The organism is Enterobacter sp. ENT03, from assembly GCF_019218745.1.
GTDB lineage: Bacteria > Pseudomonadota > Gammaproteobacteria > Enterobacterales > Enterobacteriaceae > Enterobacter_D.
In genome coordinates this window covers 44,174-60,826 of record NZ_JAHUXA010000007.1, presented here as the reverse complement: position 1 = coordinate 60,826, position 16,653 = coordinate 44,174, and the positions used below count along the sequence as shown (strand labels likewise).

The window sequence follows — 16,653 nt, the reverse complement described above, 5'->3', positions numbered from 1 at the left end:
CTCACCCGGCAAAGGTGCAGGAGATCAGGCCGTTTTGCGATCGTAACGGCGTTTGAACATCCAGCCCACCAGCAGCAGCGCGATCCACGCAAAACCGACGTACAGCGAAATGCGGGTTTCCGGGTGCCAGCCAATCAGCGCAATGATAAACACCAGGAAGATCAGACCGGCCACCGTGGTCGGCACGCCGCCCGGTACTTTAAACTTCAGCGCCGCGACCTCTTCCGGCGGCAGGCGGCGACGGAAAGCGATCTGCGACAGCAAAATCATTATCCACACCCACACGGTGGCGAAGGTCGCCAGCGAGGCGATCACCAGGAAGACGTTTTCCGGCATGATGTAGTTCAGCCAGGCGGCAAACAGCAGCGCCACCGTCATCACCACCACCGTCACCCACGGAATGCCGTTGCGCGAGGTTTTCGCAAACATCTTCGGCGCACTGCCCTGCTCGGCCATGCCGTGCAGCATACGCCCGACGCCAAACACGTCGCTGTTAATCGCTGACAGCGACGCGGTCAGCACCACAAAATTAAGGATGCTGGCAGCAAAAGTGATGCCCAGATGCTGGAAGGTCAGCACGAACGGGCTGCCATTGGTGCCCACCTGGTTCCACGGGTAGATGGACATGATCACAAACAGCGTGCCGACATAAAACACCAGGATTCGCATCGGCACGGAGTTGATGGCGCGCGGAATTGAGGTCTGCGGATCTTTCGCTTCCCCGGCGGTAATGCCGATGATTTCGATGCCGCCGTAGGCAAACATCACCATCTGCAATGACATCACCATGCCGAGCCAGCCGTTGCTGAAGAAGCCGCCGTTGCTCCACAAATTATGGATGCCAGTCGGTTCGCCGCCATTACCAATGCCCCAGATGATGATGCCGAAGCCCGCCGCGATCATCACGATAATGGTGGCGACTTTGAAGAACGAGAACCAGAACTCCAGCTCGCCGAACACCTTGACGCTCATCAGGTTCACGGCGCAGATGATCATCACCACGCTCAGCACCCAGATCCAGTGCGGCACCGTCGGGAACCAGACGCCCATATAGATGCCGAATGCGGTGACATCGGCAATGGCGACAATCAGGATCTCAAAACAGTAGGTCCAGCCGGTGATGTAACCTGCCAGCGGGCCGAGGTTTTCCTGGGCATAACGCGAGAAGGAGCTGGCCGCCGGGTTATGTACCGACATCTCGCCCAACGCGCGCATGATGATATAGGCTGCCGCGCCGCCGATAATATAGGCCAGCAGCACGCTCGGCCCGGCCATTTTGATGGCGTCCGCCGAACCATAGAACAGGCCCGTGCCAATCGCCGAGCCGAGCGCCATAAAGCGGATGTGCCGGGTGCTTAACCCCCGCTTTAGCTTGTTAGTACTTTCCATTGTTTCTCGTGCCATAACAAAAATAAAAAAACCACGGGATGGTAAGCCCCGTGGTTATGACAAGCAACCGTTGATCAATGTGCGCGGGAAGTCACCTGACGCCCTGCGGCACGATCCCAGACCACGGCCAGCACCACGATCACGACGGTTGGCATCAGCCACGCCAGCCCCTGCTCTGCCAGCGGTAAACGCTGGGTCCAGGCCGGTAACATACCGCCAATGGCGGAGGCTTTGATACCGTCCAGAATGCCAAAGGCCAGGCTGATGAACATCGCGGGGGCAATAATGCGCGACGAATTATGCCACCATGAACGGGTAAAGCTTAATACAACCAGTGCGATACAGGGCGGATAAATCGCGGTCAGCACCGGAATGGAAATCTGGATCAGGTGGCTCAGGCCGAGGTTGGACACCAGCATGGAGAAGCCGCCGAGGATAAACGCCAGCGTGCGGTAAGAGAACGGCAAATATTGAGCGAAGAACTCCGCACAGGCGCAGGTCAGGCCGACCGCCGTCACCAGACAGGCGAGGAAAATCAGCGCCGCCAGCAGCAGGCTACCCGCCCCGCCAAAGGTGTGCTGTACGTAAGCGTGAAGAATGGCCGCGCCGTTGGCAGACTGTTCTACCAGGATGCTGCTGTCAGAGCCGAGGCGGAACAGCGCCAGATAGAGCAGCGTCAGGCCAACACCGGCAATCAAACCCGCCCAGATGGTGTAGCGGGTCAGCAGGCGGGAATCAGTCACACCGCGCGAACGGGCGGCGTTAACGATGACGATACCGAAGACCATCGCGCCCAGCGTATCCATGGTGAGATAGCCGTTTACAAAACCGTTAGAGAACGCGGCATTCTCATAAGCATCCATCGCACTGCTGATCGGGCCAGCCGGCCAGACGAGCGCGGCAACAGACAGCACCGTCAGGGCGATAATTTTCATCGGCGCAAGGAAGTTACCCACGGTATCCAGCAGTTTGCCCGGATAGAGCGACACCAGGATCACCAGCGCAAAATAGATCAGGCTGTAGATCATCAGCGGCAGCGCGCCATCGCCGGTCAGCGGGGCGATACCCACTTCAAAGGAGACGGTGGTAGTACGCGGGATAGCGAACAGCGGTCCGACTGCCAGATAGCAGACGGTGGCCAGTAATACCCCAGCCCCTTTGCCGATTGGCGTGCTGAGACTGTCAATACCGCCGCCCACTTTTGCCAGCGCGACCACGGTCAGCACCGGCAGGCCAACGGCGGTGATCAGAAAGCCGAACGCGGCCGTCCAGACATGTTCACCGGCCTGCAAACCGACCATTGGCGGGAAAATGATGTTACCTGCGCCGACAAAAAGGGCGAAAGTCATAAAGCCCAGAGCCATGATGTCTCGTGGTTTTAAACGATAGGTCATAAACGTGTGCTGCCTGTGGATGTGGTGTTGGAAACGATGAAATGTTCGCCAGTGCCTTTGGAACAATGCCTTTGGAACAATACGACGGCAATTTCTCTCAATTTCAGCGGGATATGCTTCCCGCATGACGTGGCGAAGAATAGTTTTTCGATTTACCACGCAAATACAGTCGGTATGACAGTATCAGGGGCGCAATTTAAACGCTTATAACGTTTAAAGGCAAGACGGGATCGTAAAACCAGATGGTTATGCTAGCCCAAATAAATTTACTAGCGCAAAAATCTATGTATAAGAAAAACACCCCGCTTATCATGCGAACAAAAAATAATCAGCCGTACAATAATCGGTCGGAAAAGCGTGAACCGGAACGTAAACAGGCCAGCGAATGCTGGCCTGCGGAAAGATAAGCTGACAGCGCCGGATTCAGGCGCTGCTTTTGGCGATCAAACGTTCCGGGAGAATAAAGCTAAAACGCGTACCCTGCCCTGGCGTGCTGGTAATGTTCAGGCGGCTGTCATGGTGATTGACCGCATGCTTGACGATCGCCAGCCCCAGCCCGCTGCCGCCCGTCTGCCGGGAGCGCGCTTTATCCACCCGGTAGAAACGCTCCGTCAGACGCGGAATATGCTCCGCCGCAATACCCGGCCCGTTATCCTCGACGCTAAATTCTGCGCCGTGAGGCACGCGCTTCCAGCTCACCACAATATGCGTGGCGGGCGGCGTATGGTTGACCGCGTTATAGACCAGGTTAGAAATCGCGCTGCGCAGCTGATCTTCGCTACCCAGCACTTTTAGCGAGCTGTCGATATGGAATTCGATAGTCTGTTTTTGCTGGCTGAGGGTTTGCGCTTCCCGCTCTACCACCCGCAGCATCATCGGCACATCAATGGTTTCGTTCAGCAGTTGCACCGGCGAGGCTTCGATTTTTGACAGCGTCAACAGCTGGCGCACCAGCCCTTCCATACGTGAGGTCTGCTCGCGCATGGTGTGCAGCGCCTTTTCACGCAGCGCGCCTTCCAGCGCCTGCTCCTGCATCATTTCCAGATAGCCCTGCAACACCGTTAACGGCGTGCGCAGTTCATGGCTGACGTTGGCAAAGAAGTTACGGCGCGCGCCCTCCAGCTGGTGCATCTGGGTCACATCGCGCGCCACCATCAGCAGTTGCTGCTCGCTGTAGGGCATGACGCGAATTTCCAGATGACGGCCATTATTGAGCACCAGATTGAGGGGCTTAAGAAACTCCTGACCTTTCAGGTACTGGGTAAATTCGGGATAACGCAGCAGGTTAAGGATGTTCTGGCCGTTATCGTCCGGCCAGCGCAAGCCGAGCAGTTGCTGGGCCAGCCCGTTACACCAGAAGATCATACCTTCCGCGGTGGTCAGCACCACCGCATCCGGCAGTGACTCTGCCCCGCTGCGAAAGCGTTTGATCAGACTGCCCAGTTCACGACGGCGCTTTTTATTGCGCATCTGCATCTGGTGCAGGCCGTATAACAGCGGCTCCCAGCTACCGTGTCCCGGCGGTGGCGTCATGCTTCTGTCCACCCACAGCCACCAGGAGAGTTGCAGTAAGTTCCAGAAATGCCAGACCAGCAATCCGGTAACGGCCGCCAGTAAAAACCACGGCAGATAACCAAACAGGGCACCGAGAATCAACGCCGGGAGGCAACAGAGCACCAGCTCCAGCACCAGCCTTTTCCATGACAGCCGTTCCAGCACGCGTCACACTCCCTTCATATGTTAGAAACGGGTCGAAAAACGGTAACCCGTGCCGCGAACGGTTTGCACCATACGATCGTGGCCGCTGTGTTCCAGCGCTTTACGCAGGCGGCGAATATGCACATCGACCGTGCGGTCTTCAACATAAACGTTGGTGCCCCAGACGTGGTTCAGCAACTGTTCACGGCTGTAGACGCGTTCCGGGTGGGTCATAAAGAAGTGTAATAGCTTAAATTCGGTAGGCCCCATATCGAGGGGATTTTCGCCGGTCATTACGCGGTGGGAACCCGGATCCAGGCTCAGGCCCTGCATTTCAATCACTTCTTCCACCGCCATCGGCGATATACGGCGCATCACGGCTTTAATACGCGCCACCAGCTCTTTGGGCGAGAACGGTTTGGTGATGTAATCATCCGCTCCGGTTTCCAGGCCACGCACCCGATCTTCTTCCTCGCCGCGCGCCGTCAGCATCATCACCGGAATGTCACGGGTCAGGGCTTCACGTTTCACATGTTTGATAAACTGGATCCCGGAACCGCCAGGTAACATCCAGTCGAGCAAAATGAGATCGGGCCAGGGTTCATTTAACTGGTTCACCGCGCTGTCATAATCTTCCGCTTCGACAGGCTGGAAGCCGTTTTGCTCGAGGACAAAGCATACCATTTCACGGATTGGAGCTTCGTCTTCTACGACCAGAATGCGTCTCGCCATAATTTGCCCTGTATTTATTAAGTCGCCAGTATATGTTGCGGTGGCATTATGCGTCAGATTTATGACAGATTTATGAAAATGATGACGGCATGATGACTCAAGCCGTTGTTTTATGGCGCGCGAAAACCACCCCGTAACTATCTTCATGTCGCTTAACGTTTATAATCGGCTTCACGCTTTTTTGCCATGGGATCGTTATGCGCCTTCTTCACACCTCTGACTGGCACCTGGGTCAAAACTTTTACAGTAAAAGCCGGGCGGCGGAACACGCCGCGTTTCTCGACTGGTTGCTGAAAACCGCCGAAGAACAGCAGGTGGATGTGATTATTGTCGCGGGCGATATTTTTGATACCGGCTCGCCGCCGAGCTACGCCCGCGAACTCTACAATCGCTTTGTGGTGAATTTGCAGCAAACCGGCAGTCATCTGGTGGTGCTGGCGGGTAACCACGATTCTGTCGCCACGCTTAACGAATCCCGTGAAATTCTCGCCTTTTTAAATACCACTGTGGTCGCCACCGCTGGCAGCGATCCCTTTATGCTCAAACGCCGGGATGGCACGCCGGGGGCGGTATTCTGCCCGGTGCCCTTTTTACGCCCGCGTGACATCGTGGTCAGCCAGGCCGGGCTATCCGGCAGCGAGAAGCAGCAGCATCTCCTGACCAGCATCACCCGGTATTACCAGCAGCAGTATGACGACGCCTGCGCGCTGCGCGGGGAACACACGCTGCCGATTATCGCCAGCGGCCACCTGACCACCGTCGGTGCCAGCAAAAGTGACGCGGTACGTGACATTTATATCGGCACGCTGGACGCCTTCCCGGCGCAAAATTTCCCGCCGGTGGATTACCTCGCCCTTGGCCATATTCACCGCCCGCAGCTGGTCGGCGGCCAGGAGCACATTCGCTACTGCGGCTCGCCCATCGCGTTAAGTTTTGATGAAACCGGCAGGCCGAAAAGCGTCAATCTGGTGACTTTCAGCGACGGCAGGCTGGAGGCGGTGACGCCACTGACGGTGCCGGTCACGCAGCAACTGGCGGTGATCAAAGGCGATCTGGCGGCCATCGGCGAACAGCTGGCGCAGTGGCGCGGCAATCCGGTCAGCCCGCCGGTGTGGCTGGATATTGAAATCACCACCGATGAATACCTGGCCGACGCACAACGTAAAATCCAGGCGCTCACCGAGGGCTTGCCGGTCGAGGTGTTGCTGGTACGCCGTAGCCGGGAGCAGCGGGAACGCCTGCTGGCGGGCGAATTGCGTGAAACCCTGAGCGAGCTGAAAGTGGAAGAGGTCTTTGAGCGGCGGCTGGCGCTGGAAAGCCTCGACGAGGCGCAAAACGACCGCTTACAGACGCTGTTCGCACAAACCCTTGACGCCCTGACGGAGGAAGACGACGCATGAAGATCCTCAGTCTGCGCCTGAAAAACATCAACTCCCTGAAAGGGGAATGGAAAATCGATTTCACCGCCGAGCCGTTCGCCAGTAATGGGCTGTTTGCCATCACCGGGCCGACGGGGGCGGGTAAAACCACCCTGCTCGATGCCATCTGTCTGGCGCTGTATCACGAAACGCCGCGCCTGAGCAGCGTCTCCCAGTCGCAAAACGACCTGATGACCCGCGACACCGCCGAATGTCTGGCGGAAGTGGAGTTTGAGGTCAAAGGCGTCGCCTATCGCGCGTTCTGGAGCCAGAACCGCGCCCGCAATCAGCCGGACGGCAATTTGCAGGCCCCGCGCGTGGAGCTGGCGCTGTGCGCCGACGGCAAAATTCTTGCCGATAAAGTGAAAGACAAACTGGATCTCACCGCCACCCTGACCGGGCTGGACTATGGCCGTTTCACCCGCTCGATGCTGCTCTCTCAGGGGCAATTTGCGGCCTTCCTGAATGCCAAACCCCGCGAGCGCGCCGAACTGCTGGAGGAGCTGACCGGCACCGAGATTTACGGTCAGATTTCCGCGAGGGTGTTTGAAAAACACAAAACCGCGCGACAGGAACTGGAAAAGCTCCAGGCCCAGGCCGACGGCGTGCAGCTGTTAAGCGACGAACAGACGCAGACGCTCAGCGCAGGTTTGCAGGCACTTACTGACGATGAAAAACAGCTGCTCGCCGGACAGCAGCAGGCGCAGGCGCATCACCAGTGGCTGAGCGAAACCCGTCGTCTGAACGGCGAACAGCAGCGGGCGCAGGAGGCACTGAGCGCCGCCCACGCGGCATTGCAGGCCGCCGCCCCGGAACTGGAGAAACTCACCCGCGCCATCCCGGCGGAAAAGTTACGTCCTCACTGGCAACTGTTACAGGCGCGCCAGCAAGCGCTGCACCAGGCACAGGGGCATCGCGAGAATGTGAATACTCGCTTACAACAGGTGCGTATCGGGCTGCAACAGACCTGGCAACTGGCAAATGTCGCGGCGACCGCCCTGCAGACCGAGGTGGCGCAGGTGCAGCAGTGGCTGACGGATAACGACCGTTTTCGCCTGTGGGGGGCAGAACTGGCGGGCTGGCGTCTGACCTTTGCGCAGCAGCAGCGGGATGAAACACAGCGTGCGGATCTGCAAAATACCCTGCGCGCGACAGAACAGGCGCTGGCCGCGCTGCCGCCCTCTTCGCTCACGCTTAACCAGCAGGAAGTAAGCGCTCATTTACAACAGCATCTGGCCGGCCGCAACGGGCGTCAGCAACTGGCGATGCTGCATCCGCAGTTTGCCGCGCTGGCCAGACGTCAGGCGCAGCAACAGCAAGAGCTGGCGGAGATGGACACGCAGCTCGCCGCGTGGGAGGTGCAGCTTGGCACTATTCGTCAGCAATACAAAGACAAACGCCAGCATGAAAGCGATGTGGAAAAGCTGGTAGAGCAGGAAAAGCTGATCCTGCGCCTTGAAGCAGAACGCGCGAACCTGCAACCGGACATGCCCTGCCCGCTGTGCGGATCCACGTCGCACCCCGCCGTGGCGGCCTATCAGGCGTTACAGCCTGGCGAAAACCAGCAGCGGCTGGCGGCGCTGAAAAAAGAAGTGGAAACCCTGCGCGAGCAGGGCTTTGCCTTAAAAGGCCAGCTCGATACCCAGCGCCAGCACCGGGACAAACTCGCCCTGGCCCTTGCCGCGATTCAGGAGGAAAGCGCCACGCTTCACGCCCGCTGGCAGCAGCACTGTGCGGCGCTGAACATTGCACTGACGCCGCAGGACGACGTGAGCGGCTGGCTGGCGGAGCAGGATCAGCATGAGCAGCAGTTGCGCCAGCTGAATGAACGCCTGACGCTGGAAGCGACGCTGCACAAAGAGCAGCAGCGGGAAGCGCAGTTGGCGGCAGACATCGCCCGGCAGCGTGACGCGCTGGATACCGCGCTGGCACAGCTGGGGTTAACGCGCCCGGCGGTGAGCGACGAAGCGGCCTGGCTGGCGGCGCGGCAGGAAGAAGCGCAACGCTGGCAGCAACAGCATGACACCTTGCCGCAGCTGCGGGAAAGATTGAGCCGCCTCGGCAGTCTGCTGGCGACGTTGCACGACGACAGCACCACGCCGCCGCCGTTGCCGGAGCACGAACACGCCGCCGCGCTGACCAACTGGCAGACGCTTTACAGCGAGGCCAGTACGCTTGAAGGCCAATTGCGCCTGTTACAGGAGCAGATCCAGCAGCGGGAAGCAGAACGGGAACAGGCACACTCACAGTTTGGCACGGCGCTGGCCGCCAGCCCGTTCGCCGACGAGGACGCCTTCCAGCACGCGCTGCTCGATGACGCGCAACGGCTGGCGCTGGAGCAGCGTCAGCAGCAGCTTGAGCGGGCGCATCAGCAGCAAAGCGCGCTGCGAGATCAGGCCGACACCGCGCTGGCGCAGCACCTGGCGAGCCGACCACAGACGCTGGCAGACGACGCTGACCTTGAGGTGCTGAACGCGCAGATCGCCGCCTTCGCCCGGCAGCTGCGGGAAAATACCACTCGCCAGGGCGAGATCCGCCAGCAACTGAAACAGGACGCCGAAAACCGTCAGCGACAGTCAGCGCTGATGGAGAGCATTCAGCAGAACGCGGCGCACGTGGAAGACTGGGCGTACCTCAATGCGCTGATCGGCTCGAAAGAAGGCGATAAATTCCGTAAGTTCGCGCAAGGGCTGACGCTCGATAATCTGGTGTGGCTGGCGAATAATCAGCTTACCCGCCTGCACGGGCGCTATCTGCTGAAACGCAAAGCCAGTGAAGCGCTGGAGCTGGAAGTGGTGGACACCTGGCAGGCAGACGCGGTGCGCGATACCCGTACCCTGTCCGGCGGCGAGAGTTTCCTCGTCAGCCTTGCGCTGGCGCTGGCCTTGTCAGATCTGGTCAGCCATAAAACGCGCATTGATTCGCTGTTCCTCGATGAAGGGTTCGGCACGCTGGACAGCGAAACGCTGGACACCGCGCTGGATGCGCTGGACGCGCTTAACGCCACCGGGAAAACCATCGGCGTAATCAGCCACGTCGAAGCGATGAAAGAGCGCATTCCGGTGCAGATCAAGGTGCGCAAAATCAACGGGCTGGGCTACAGCAAGCTCGATAAAGTCTGGGCCGTAGAGTAACGTTTTTCCCCCGTCCCGCCGGACGGGGTTTACCCTTAAGGATGATTGCCGTGTCAGGTAGTATCAAAAAAGTGATTGTTTCGCTGGCGCTCGGGACCTTCGGGCTGGGTATGGCAGAGTTCGGCATTATGGGCGTGCTGACGGAGCTGGCGAAAGATGTGCAGATCAGCATTCCCGCCGCCGGGCATATGATCTCCTGGTATGCGTTGGGCGTGGTGCTGGGCGCGCCGATCATCGCCCTGTTCTCGAATCGCTTCTCGCTGAAACGCATTATGGTGTTTCTGGCGCTGCTGTGTCTGGCGGGCAACGTGATTTTCACCCTCTCCTCATCCTATGTGATGCTGGCGGTCGGACGGCTGGTGTCGGGCTTTCCCCACGGCGCGTTTTTCGGCGTCGGGGCGATCATTCTTACCAAAGTCGCCCCGCCGGGACGGGTGACTGCCGCCGTGGCGGGAATGATCTCCGGTATGACCATTGCTAATCTTATCGGCGTGCCGATCGGCACCTGGCTGAGCCATGAATTCAGCTGGCGCTACACCTTCTGGCTGATCGCGGCCTTTAATATTGCGGTGATGGTGTCGATCCTGATGTGGATCCCGGACATCGCCGACGAAGCCAAAAGCACACTGTCTGCGCAGTTTCACTTCCTGAAGTCCCCGGCGCCCTGGCTGATTTTTGCCGCCACGATGTTTGGCAATGCCGGGGTGTTCGCCTGGTTCAGTTATATCAAGCCGCTGATGATCTTCGTCTCCGGCTATGGGGAAACCACCATGCCAGTCATCATGATGCTGGTGGGACTGGGGATGGTGTTAGGCAATTTGTTGAGCGGCAAGCTGTCGCGCTGGTTTACCCCGCTGCGCATCGCGATGATCACCGATCTGGTGATCGCCATCGCGCTGGCGCTGATTTTCTGTTTCGCGTGGAATAAAACCGCGTCGCTGGGTCTGGCGTTTATCAGCTGCGCCGGGCTGTTTGCCCTCTCTGCGCCGTTGCAGATCCTGCTGCTGCAAAATGCCAGAGGCGGTGAAATGCTGGGGGCGGCGGGAGGACAAATCGCCTTTAATCTGGGTAGCGCAGTGGGGGCGTTCTGTGGCGGGATGATGCTGACTGCGGGGTTCGCGTATCAGTATGTGGCCTTACCGGCGGCGTTGCTGTCGTTATCGGCCATGATTTCACTGGTGTTTTACAGCCGCCTGAAAGGGCATGGGGCGGCTGCGTCTGCCGTACAGTAATTACGTCTGCGGCCACAGCCAGGCCGCACCGCGTACCCCGCTGGAATCGCCGTGTACCGCTTTGCGGATCGGCGTTTCGCATTCGCCGCCGAACACCCAGTTTTTCACCAGCGCGGGCACCGTTTTGTACAGACGATCGACGTTGCTCATGCCGCCGCCCAGCACGATCACATCCGGATCGAGAATGTTCACCACGTGGGCCAACGATTTCGCCAGCCGCAGTTCATAGCGGCTGAGCGCCAGTTCAGCGACGGGATCCTGCTCGTCCACCAGCCGGATGATCTCGTTGCCTTTCAGCGGCTGACCGCTTAACCGATGGTAATCGGTGGCAAAACCGGTGCCGGAAATAAAGGTTTCGATACAGCCTTTTTTACCGCAGTAACACGGGACTTCGTCGCGATAGCGCAGTTCGTCTTCGTCCATCCACGGCAGCGGGTTATGGCCCCACTCGCCTGCGGTACCGTTGCCGCCAATATGTGAATGGCCGTTAAGGGCGATGCCAGAACCGCAGCCGGTGCCGATGATCACCGCGAACACCGTTTGCGCGCCTGCGGCGGCACCATCAACGGCTTCGGATACCGCCAGGCAGTTGGCGTCGTTCGCCAGCCGTACTTCGCGATTGAGCCGTTTGCTGAGATCTTTATCGAATGGCTGGCCGTTAAGCCAGGTGGAGTTAGCGTTTTTCACCACGCCCGTATAGGGCGAAATAGAGCCTGGGATGCCAATGCCGACGGTGCCGGTTTGCCCCGTCGCCTTTTCTGCCATTTCGACCAGCGTGGCAACGGTTTCAGTGGTCTGCCCGTAGTCATTTTTTGGCGTCGGCAGACGGTGGCGAAACAGTTGCTCGCCGCTGTCGCTGAGCGCGATTACTTCTGTTTTGGTGCCGCCTAAATCAATTCCTATACGCACGGAAATCTCCTTCTTTTTCGCGAAATATCAACAGAGTAGGATCCCTGCTCAGTATTAGCAATGCATCGAAAGTGACAATTCGTTATTATGCCCGCTGCATTTAACGACAAGGCCGTGAAAATTATTATGCTGTGGTTCAAAAATTTGATGGTTTACCGTCTTAGCCGCGATGTTGCATTGCGTGCAGAAGAGATGGAAAAACAGTTAGCCGCGCTCACCTTTACACCTTGCGGTAGCCAGGATATGGCGAAAACCGGTTGGGTGCCGCCGATGGGTTCGCACAGTGATGCACTGACCCATACCAATAATGGCCAGATCATTATTTGCGCCCGCAAAGAAGAAAAAATTCTGCCGTCGCCGGTGATCAAACAGGCGCTGGAAGCGAAAATTGCGAAGCTTGAAGCCGATCAGGGCCGCAAGCTGAAGAAGACCGAAAAAGATTCGCTGAAAGATGAAGTGCTGCATTCGCTGCTGCCGCGCGCGTTCAGCCGTTTCAGCCAGACGATGATGTGGATCGACACGGTAAACGGGCTGATCATGGTGGACTGCGCCAGCGCCAAGAAAGCGGAAGATACGCTGGCGCTGCTGCGTAAAAGCCTGGGGTCGCTGCCGGTGGTGCCGCTGACGCTGGAAAATCCTATTGAACTGACGCTGACCGAATGGGTACGCTCCGGCAGTGCGGCGCAAGGGTTCCAGTTGCAGGACGAAGCCGAGCTGAAGGCGATGCTGGAAGATGGCGGCGTGATCCGCTGTAAAAAGCAGGATCTCGTCTGCGATGAAATCGCCGTGCACATCGAAGCCGGGAAACTGGTCACCAAGCTTGCCCTCGACTGGCAGCAACGTATTCAGTTTGTGATGTGCGACGATGGCTCGATCAAACGTCTGAAGTTTTCCGACGAGCTGCGCGATCAGAATGAAGACATCGACCGTGAGGATTATGCCCAGCGCTTTGACGCTGACTTTATCCTGATGACCGGGGAACTGGCGGCGCTGATCCAGAATCTGGTAGAAGGATTAGGCGGCGAAGCGCAACGCTGATCCTGTGGATCTGCCCCCTCGCCCGAGGGGACAGGTCACTGCATTACAGATAGCGGCAAAGATACGCGCTTGGCTCGGCCACCTGTAAATGGAATTCGCTGTGGCCAGGCACGTTGAATACCTCTCCCGCAACATAGACTTTCCACTCCGTTTCACCCGGCAGCAGTACGTTTAACGCCCCGCTCACCACCGTCATCTCTTCTGGCTGCGCGGTGCCGAAGGTGTATTCGCCTTCCGCCATCACGCCGACGCTGGCACGGCCAGTGCTGCTGCTGGTAAAACCAATGGATTTCACTTTACCGGAAAAGTATTCATTACTCTGAAGCATAGACTGGCCCTTATCTGTGTAGTGTATGGAAATCCACTATAGGGGCCAGGCTTTGTGGCTGTCACGTAAAATCGCTGTTACATCAGGAGTTCAGACGCAAGACGGGCGACCAGGACATTGGAGAGCAAAACGGGGACATCAAGAGTTTTTTGCAGGTGATCGCGGTGCGCCTGATGGAAACCGAGGCAGTCGAGCATCAGCACGTCAGCGCCCTGATCGATCAGCGATTTACCTGCCTCAACCAGCTGCGGTCCGATGGTGTCCTGCGGATTAGCAATGGCATACAGCGGCTCACTGGAAAGCGCCTGCCATTTTTGCTGCTGCTCGCCAAGTAACTCCACCATGGGCACCAGTACGCCGACCTGATGACCATCAACGATAGACGCCACCAGCGGCGGAATAATGCGTTGTGGCTCCAGCAAGATGGTGTTGCGCGCTTTCAGACCGGCAATTTTATCGTTGAACATGAGCAGGATGACGTCATAGCCCTGATTATCCAGCACTTCAATCACGCTTTGCAGATCGCGCTGCACCTTTTGCCGCGAGACTTTCACCACCTCGCCATTGTTAAGCAGCGCGCGGATCTCGTCATCGCCCGGTTCGGCGGCGTAATCTTCAAGGGCATCTGCGGGATCCATGTGACCCATCAGGCTGACATGGGTGATCTGATCTTCGGCGATATGCTCGGTTAAGAGCGGCAGTACAGCATTGATAGGCACCACACCGATAGTGAGGATCGCCAGCGTCGCACTCATGATTCTTTCCGCCTTCTTCACTTCTGTTATTCGGACTGACAGGCACTCACACCAACGAAGGCGAGAGTGTTCCGGAAATGATCGTCGCAGAAAAAAGCGTAGCAGCAGATATGACCGGAGCGTGACTAATTTTGTAAACGCTTACATAAATAACCGTAATTACCCATAAAGGCGTCTGAAAATTCCCCCGCGAGGCGGGGGAAAGCGATTATGATTTTTCCGGATCTTCGTAACGGCGCTTGGCATCCAGCGCCTCCTGCTCCGTCTCATGTTCACTGATCAGCGAATCAGGTTTCGGGTGATCGGCTCGCAGTTGATACCAGGTGACGGTTTCCGTCTGATTTCCTTTTTCAACCGTGACGATACGCGCTTCTCTTGGGTACGGTGGTCTTGTCGGCATAGCACTTCCTTTTTTATCAGTTTTTATCAGTCGTACCTGCAGTATAGCCAAAGGTAGCGTTAAGGCTTTAGCTTGCGCGCGCCAGTAACAGTACCGCCTGAATATCGGCCACCACGTTTTCCGGATCCTGTGCGCCATTCACCACATAGTGTGCGGCTTCGCGATACAGCGCATCACGCTCGGCAAGAATATCGCTCACTTCTTCGCTGATGGGTTTGCCGGTCAGCGTCGGACGCTGGGCGGCTTTCGGCGTGGCGTCCAGCCGCTGCGCCAGCACGTCCACCGGGGCGCAGAGATAAATCACGACGCCATGTTCACGCATAAACTGACGATTGAATTCGCTGAGGATGATACCGCCGCCGGTGGCAATGACCGTCGACGGCGCGGTAACACTTTGCAGGGTAGTGGTTTCACGCGCACGAAATCCTGACCAGCCCTCTTTTTCAACGATACCGGCGACGGTCATCTGCGCCTCATCCTGCAGTACGCGATCGGTATCAACAAACTGGCACTCCCGGACCCTGGCGAGCTGTACGCCGATGGTGGTTTTTCCGCAACCGCGGGCGCCAGTAAGAAAGATGGGTAACGTCATGACCTGGTGATCCCCCTGGTCCCGCCTCGGGCGGAACGAGATTATGTGAAACTAAAATGATGATGTTGTGCAGTTAAACGTAAACAAATAATTACAGTGAAAACAGCAAACTGCGGCAATAGTGATTCTAGCGAGAAAATGTATGTTTTAAAGTGTAAAGATAAAGTGGCAAGCTCACCTTACTGAATGCGTCGTCCGTTGACAAGCTTTCAGCTTCCGCTGGTGCTTTCGCGGCGACGTTTAACGTCCAGCAGCCATTTATCCAGCTCGGCGGCAAAGTGCTGGCGATCGCGCTGAGAGAGCGTATCCGGCCCGCCGGTCTGTACGCCGCTGGCGCGCAGGGTATCCATAAAATCGCGCATCGTCAGACGTTCGCGAATCGTGGCTTCGGTATAGCGTTCACCTCGCGGGTTCAGCGCCGCGCCGCCTTTGGCGATGACTTCCGCCGCCAGCGGAATATCCGCGGTGATTACCAGATCGCCGGGGTTGCACAGGCGCACGATTTCGTTATCCGCCACGTCGAAGCCCGCTTCCACCCGCAGGGTGCGGATAAAACGCGATGGCGGTACGCGCAGAGTCTGATTAGCCACCAGCGTCAGCGGGGTTTGTGTGCGCTCGGCGGCACGAAATAACACTTCTTTGATTACGTTCGGACACGCATCGGCATCCACCCAAATCACCATATTGACTCCTGATAAACGATTACACTTTATTCTCGCCTGAATCGCCTCTGCCCGCAAAGACTACAAGGAAGCTTTAGCCCTGTACGCGGATCCACGTTAAGCTATAAACCCAATCAATGAAAAACCAGGGACTGACGTGATGGATAAAAAAATTGGTTTTATCGGCTGCGGCAATATGGGCAAAGCGATCCTCGGCGGTTTGATCGCCAGCGGCCAGGTGTTGCCGGGCCAGATTTGGGTGTATACCCCCTCTCCCGATAAAGTCGCTGCGCTGCACGATCAGTACGGCATCAATGCCGCCACCAGCGCGCAGGAAGTGGCGCAGGTCGCTGATATTGTGTTTGGCGCGGTAAAACCCAACGCCATGATCAAGGTGCTGAGCGAAATCACCTCCAGCCTCAATAAAGATACGCTGATTGTTTCCATCGCGGCTGGCGTGACGCTGGACCAGCTGGCGCGCGCCCTTGGACACGATCGCAAAATCGTGCGTACCATGCCTAACACACCGGCGCTGGTGAATGCGGGCATGACCTCGATCACCCCTAACGCGCTGGTGACGCCAGAGGACATTGCGGATGTGGTGAATATTTTCCGCTGCTTTGGTGAAGCGGAAGTGATCGCCGAACCGATGATCCATCCGGTGGTGGGCGTCAGCGGCTCCGCGCCAGCCTATGTGTTTATGTTTATCGAAGCGATGGCCGATGCGGCGGTGCTGGGCGGTATGCCGCGCGAGCAGGCCTATAAATTTGCAGCCCAGGCAGTGATGGGTTCGGCCAAAATGGTGCTGAAAACCGGTAAACATCCGGGTGAACTGAAAGACATGGTGTGCTCGCCTGGCGGTACGACCATCGAAGCGGTCAGAGTGCTGGAAGAGCGCGGTTTCCGTGCCGCGGTCATCGAAGCGATGAGCAAGTGCATGGAAAAATCAGAGAAGCTCAGCAAAGCCTGAGT

15 protein-coding genes are annotated in these 16,653 nt (G+C 57.7%); 5 read left to right on the top strand and 10 right to left on the bottom strand.

Features of this window, described 5'->3' with window-relative positions; translation table 11 throughout:
- Positions 1-24: 24 nt before the first annotated feature.
- The 4 genes from proY to phoB form a co-directional block, all read right to left on the bottom strand.
- The gene (gene proY, locus KW828_RS11305) at positions 25-1,389 is read right to left on the bottom strand and encodes a proline-specific permease ProY (RefSeq protein ID WP_218336454.1); all 1,365 of its coding nucleotides are present in this window, start codon (positions 1,387-1,389) and stop codon (positions 25-27) included.
- 74 nt (positions 1,390-1,463) lie between these two features.
- Positions 1,464-2,783 carry a branched-chain amino acid transporter carrier protein BrnQ gene (brnQ, locus tag KW828_RS11300; RefSeq protein ID WP_218336453.1) on the bottom strand — a complete coding sequence of 440 codons (1,320 nt, stop codon included), beginning with the start codon at positions 2,781-2,783 and terminating at the stop codon, positions 1,464-1,466.
- Positions 2,784-3,206: 423 nt separating this feature from the next.
- On the bottom strand, positions 3,207-4,502 hold the full coding sequence (gene phoR / locus KW828_RS11295) for a phosphate regulon sensor histidine kinase PhoR (protein WP_218336452.1): 1,296 nt from the start codon (positions 4,500-4,502) through the stop codon (positions 3,207-3,209).
- 21 nt (positions 4,503-4,523) lie between these two features.
- Positions 4,524-5,213, bottom strand: coding sequence for a phosphate response regulator transcription factor PhoB (gene phoB, locus KW828_RS11290; RefSeq protein ID WP_088220268.1), 690 nt, complete (start codon positions 5,211-5,213; stop codon positions 4,524-4,526).
- A 197-nt stretch (positions 5,214-5,410) separates the two neighbouring features.
- Here phoB and sbcD point away from each other — a divergent pair, with 197 nt between their 5' ends.
- The 3 genes from sbcD (at position 5,411) to araJ (ending at position 10,997) form a co-directional block, all read left to right on the top strand.
- The gene (gene sbcD / locus KW828_RS11285) at positions 5,411-6,613 is read left to right on the top strand and encodes an exonuclease subunit SbcD (protein WP_218336451.1); all 1,203 of its coding nucleotides are present in this window, start codon (positions 5,411-5,413) and stop codon (positions 6,611-6,613) included.
- Positions 6,610-9,765 (top strand): exonuclease subunit SbcC, encoded by a 3,156-nt coding sequence (sbcC, locus tag KW828_RS11280; protein ID WP_218336450.1) that lies wholly within the window; start codon positions 6,610-6,612, stop codon positions 9,763-9,765. The genes sbcD and sbcC overlap by 4 nt, the downstream gene beginning before the upstream one ends.
- A 62-nt stretch (positions 9,766-9,827) precedes the next feature.
- Positions 9,828-10,997: an MFS transporter AraJ gene (gene araJ, locus KW828_RS11275; protein WP_218336555.1), complete on the top strand. Its 1,170-nt coding sequence runs from the start codon at positions 9,828-9,830 to the stop codon at positions 10,995-10,997.
- Here the strand turns inward: araJ and mak are convergent, their stop codons facing one another.
- A complete protein-coding gene (gene mak / locus KW828_RS11270; protein ID WP_218336449.1) occupies positions 10,998-11,906 on the bottom strand; it encodes a fructokinase in 909 nt (302 codons plus the stop codon). It lies immediately after the preceding gene.
- A gap of 126 nt (positions 11,907-12,032) precedes the next feature.
- Between mak and rdgC the strand changes: the two genes are divergently transcribed.
- A complete protein-coding gene (gene rdgC / locus KW828_RS11265; protein ID WP_218336448.1) occupies positions 12,033-12,944 on the top strand; it encodes a recombination-associated protein RdgC in 912 nt (303 codons plus the stop codon).
- A gap of 43 nt (positions 12,945-12,987) precedes the next feature.
- Here the strand turns inward: rdgC and ppnP are convergent, their stop codons facing one another.
- The 5 genes from ppnP to KW828_RS11240 all read right to left on the bottom strand — a co-directional run bounded on the left by ppnP (position 12,988) and on the right by KW828_RS11240 (position 15,702).
- Positions 12,988-13,272, bottom strand: coding sequence for a pyrimidine/purine nucleoside phosphorylase (gene ppnP / locus KW828_RS11260; RefSeq protein ID WP_218336447.1), 285 nt, complete (start codon positions 13,270-13,272; stop codon positions 12,988-12,990).
- Between the two features lie 77 nt (positions 13,273-13,349).
- A complete protein-coding gene (locus KW828_RS11255; RefSeq protein ID WP_218336446.1) occupies positions 13,350-14,027 on the bottom strand; it encodes an AroM family protein in 678 nt (225 codons plus the stop codon).
- 208 nt (positions 14,028-14,235) lie between these two features.
- Positions 14,236-14,427: a protein YaiA gene (yaiA, locus tag KW828_RS11250; protein ID WP_088220275.1), complete on the bottom strand. Its 192-nt coding sequence runs from the start codon at positions 14,425-14,427 to the stop codon at positions 14,236-14,238.
- Between the two features lie 67 nt (positions 14,428-14,494).
- Positions 14,495-15,019 (bottom strand): shikimate kinase AroL, encoded by a 525-nt coding sequence (aroL, locus tag KW828_RS11245; RefSeq protein ID WP_218336445.1) that lies wholly within the window; start codon positions 15,017-15,019, stop codon positions 14,495-14,497.
- Between the two features lie 209 nt (positions 15,020-15,228).
- The gene (locus KW828_RS11240) at positions 15,229-15,702 is read right to left on the bottom strand and encodes a YaiI/YqxD family protein (protein WP_218336444.1); all 474 of its coding nucleotides are present in this window, start codon (positions 15,700-15,702) and stop codon (positions 15,229-15,231) included.
- Between the two features lie 139 nt (positions 15,703-15,841).
- Between KW828_RS11240 and proC the strand changes: the two genes are divergently transcribed.
- On the top strand, positions 15,842-16,651 hold the full coding sequence (gene proC / locus KW828_RS11235) for a pyrroline-5-carboxylate reductase (protein ID WP_218336554.1): 810 nt from the start codon (positions 15,842-15,844) through the stop codon (positions 16,649-16,651).
- The last annotated feature ends 2 nt before the right edge of the window (positions 16,652-16,653 follow it).